Source organism: Dysgonomonas sp. HGC4, assembly GCF_001261715.1.
Taxonomy (GTDB): Bacteria; Bacteroidota; Bacteroidia; order Bacteroidales; family Dysgonomonadaceae; genus Dysgonomonas_A.
In genome coordinates this window covers 1-3,329 of the sequence record NZ_CVRU01000125.1, presented here as the reverse complement: position 1 = coordinate 3,329, position 3,329 = coordinate 1, and the positions used below count along the sequence as shown (strand labels likewise).

General features: G+C 32.8%; 3 protein-coding genes. 1 reads left to right on the top strand and 2 read right to left on the bottom strand.

All coding sequences use genetic code 11. The annotated features are described in order from the left end of the window. Together HGC4_RS12980 and HGC4_RS12975 are read right to left on the bottom strand one after the other, a co-directional pair. Positions 1 to 734 (bottom strand): substrate-binding domain-containing protein (locus HGC4_RS12980; RefSeq protein ID WP_157258282.1); only part of this gene is annotated, 734 nt, incomplete at its 3' end. Positions 735 to 964: 230 nt separating this feature from the next. Beyond that, complete coding sequence (locus tag HGC4_RS12975; RefSeq protein ID WP_050710568.1) at positions 965 to 1,657, bottom strand: archaeosortase/exosortase family protein; 693 nt, start codon at positions 1,655 to 1,657, stop codon at positions 965 to 967. Between the two features lie 189 nt (positions 1,658 to 1,846). Between HGC4_RS12975 and HGC4_RS12970 the strand changes: the two genes are divergently transcribed. Beyond that, entirely contained in the window at positions 1,847 to 3,160 is a 1,314-nt protein-coding gene (locus tag HGC4_RS12970) for an OmpP1/FadL family transporter (protein WP_050710567.1), read from the top strand. The last annotated feature ends 169 nt before the right edge of the window (positions 3,161 to 3,329 follow it).

Genomic DNA, 3,329 nt, shown 5'->3' with positions numbered 1-3,329 from the left:
TTTGCTACATCTTTCGATTGTTCCGAGTCTATTTCTAAATAATAAATTTCCCCTTTGAAACCATTATTATTGAGATATTCTTTAAAACCTTGTTCACGTGTCTCCATCTGAACCGAATTGCTCGTTCCTTTGTATTTTATTTTCCCAATGAGAATATCTCCTGTTTCACCTATTTCGCGCATCATCAATTTAGCAGCTATAATGCCACTCATATGCGAATCGGCTCCAAAATAAGCCAGATTATGCTGATTGGGTATATCAGAATCTATATATATGTATGGTATTTCTTTTTCTTCAAGCTTTTGAGATAAGCCGATTACGCTTTCGCCAAAAATAGTAGCTATAACAACTCCTGCAAATTCTCTTTGATTTAATGCTTTAACAGTGTTATTAAAAGAAAATTCATCTTGCTGATCAAAGAAAAAATATTCAATTCCAATATTGAAATTCTTCAATTCTGCGACAGCCTTATCTATTCCGGTAGTCACCAATTCCCAATACTCACCTTTAATAAAGGAGGGAATCAATACGGCAAATGTGTAGTCTTTTTTCGATGCTAAAAAACGGGCAACCATGTTTGGTTCATAGTTGATTTCTTTAAGTACTTTTTCTATTTTGATTCTTTTCTCTTCCGATACACGTCCGCGATTATGTAAAACTCGATCAACAGTACCCACAGATACTCCTGCCAATTTTGCAATATCAACAATACGTATAATTGATTTGTCTTCCATAGTATTAGATTATACGATACTTCTTATGTGTTCGAACACAAGACTATATTTTTTATTCTTAAAGGTTCTTAGCAAATATACAATAGAATTCTTAGAAAACAATAAGTGTGTGCGAACACATCAACAACTAAAAACAAACAACTATCTAATTACAAGAAACATAACATACATGAAAAATCAAAAAACATGTTTTATAATATGTTTTTGCTATCTAAAAATGTAATTGAAACTTAAATTTTACTACGTTGATAAGGTAAATTATACTTTTCTTGCCAAAATAGCCATAGCAGGAACATGACTCCATCGTAATATATCCACTTAAAAAAACCATCGTGAAAGAAATAATACCAATCTTCGTAAAACTTCCAATAAGACTGAGGGGTATTAGTCCAAGTCACATTATTAAGACTTTCATTAATAGGAATAAACCAATCTGGAAATCCGTCCTTTATCATAAAAGCCGAAACAATGAGTCGTAGTATATTGACAAAAAAGAGAAGGAGTACCGATAAAGGAATAAAGACAAGCTTCTTTTTTGCTGGTCCTTTATAACATATTAAGATAAAAATGAATAGCAACATTTGTTTAACACCTGTGCATCCCCATATAATTTTCATCTTTAAAGAATTATCAAAATAGATTAACAAACCATCTATATTGAAACTGCTAAAGCCAAATAAATTATGAATAATGTAGTATGTAAATTGAGCCGTCCACAAACAAATAGGATAAATATAACTTGTAATATCTTTTCCCCATACAATCAACAACTCTCCATTATCAGCCTCATGCACCGATAATTTCCAAAGTAGCTCAAAAAAAAGAAATAAAAATAGAAAGTACGCTATATCTTTTACCGGTTCGATAAAATCAAAAAAACGACGAAGATAAATTTGTATCACATCTTTCCCTTTCCCAATCATATGCAATGTTGTAACATTTCGGCAACAAAGATACTAAAATACAATGAGATTCATTTATCTGCAGAAACAGCATTACTATAGTTTTATTGAATATATAAATTTGTATAACTATTTTAATAAGCCNNAAAAATAATACATTTGCAGAACTAAAAATGAAAGTACAAAAGTTTATTTTTGAATATTTACATAATGCAGGGATATAAAAAATTATTGCTTACGGCAGGTCTTGTCGCTTTCCTTATTCCCGTACAGGGACAAAATACCGACTCTCCATATAGTAGATATGGTTACGGAGTGCTTAATAATCAAGCCGTAGGCGTATCAAGAGCGATGGGAGGTATAACTTACGGGGTACGAAGCTTAGACGCCAACCCAGGTAACCCTGCTTCTTATACAAGTGTAGACTCTTTGACTTTTATATTTGATATGGGGATTTCGTATGTCAAATCTCGTTTTTCTGAAGGAAATAACGTTCAAAATGATAACAATGGAGGTTTGGACTACATTTCTATGCAATTTCGTGTTGCTAAAAAAATGGGAATGAGTTTTGGTATATTACCCTTTTCATCGGTAGGATACCAATTTGGTACACAAGAAACCCGAAATGGCATATCGACAACGAAAACTTTCACCGGATCTGGTAATTTCAGTCAAGTATATTTAGGTTTAGCTTACGAGCCAATCGAGAATTTATCTATCGGAGGTAATGTATCTTTCTTGTTTGGAAATACAAAATATACTCGTAGCATGTCAGTTACAAGTGAACCTTCTGCTAACTCCGAATTTCAGTTTCACAAACTAACAATGAACTCCTTGAAGTTTGACTTGGGAGTACAATATACTTTACCTTTAAATAAGAAAGATTTACTAACAATAGGAGCAGTATTATCTCCCAAGGTAACAACTTCTGGTCAAATTGACAGGATTAAGAGTGACTATGCCGCAGGAAATTCAAATACTCCTATAACAAGTGATACTGCACGTTTTACGGGTAGTGATGCCTATTCTGACCTACCAAGTACATATGGACTAGGTTTTACATGGAATCGCGACAGACGATTAACTGTAGGTGCTGATGTTACATTCCAAAACTGGTCTAGAGTACGTTATTCTGAAAATATGGGAGACGGGCTTACTCAAGCTACCCGATTTAATAATGTATGGCGTTTCAATACCGGTCTCGAATATGTAATAGACCCCAGAGATAGAAATTTTGTCAAAAGGATGAAATTCAGGGGAGGGGTTAACTATAGTAACTCTTATATTAATGTACAAAACAATCTAGGGGAAATATCAGGTTATAAAGAATATGGAGCTACATTTGGCTTTGGTCTTCCTATTCGTGATGTTGTATATTCGGGAAGAACATCATATATCAATATCAATTTGGAGTACCGTAGTTTGAATCCTGAAAAAGCCAATCTAGTTAGAGAACAATACTTTGGAATTTCGGTAGGAGTTTGCATCAATGAATTGTGGTTTATGAAAAACAAACTAAGATAACTTAGGATATTTTTTCAATATCTCTTTCACCAATGCTTAAAAAGAATCTATTTTCATCAAATAAATACAAACAAGGTATTAGGATATTGCCATTATTGGCTATCCTAATACTTTCTTTTTTTATGTCATGTAACAATGATAAAAAAGAATATATTAATGCACCTCTGGA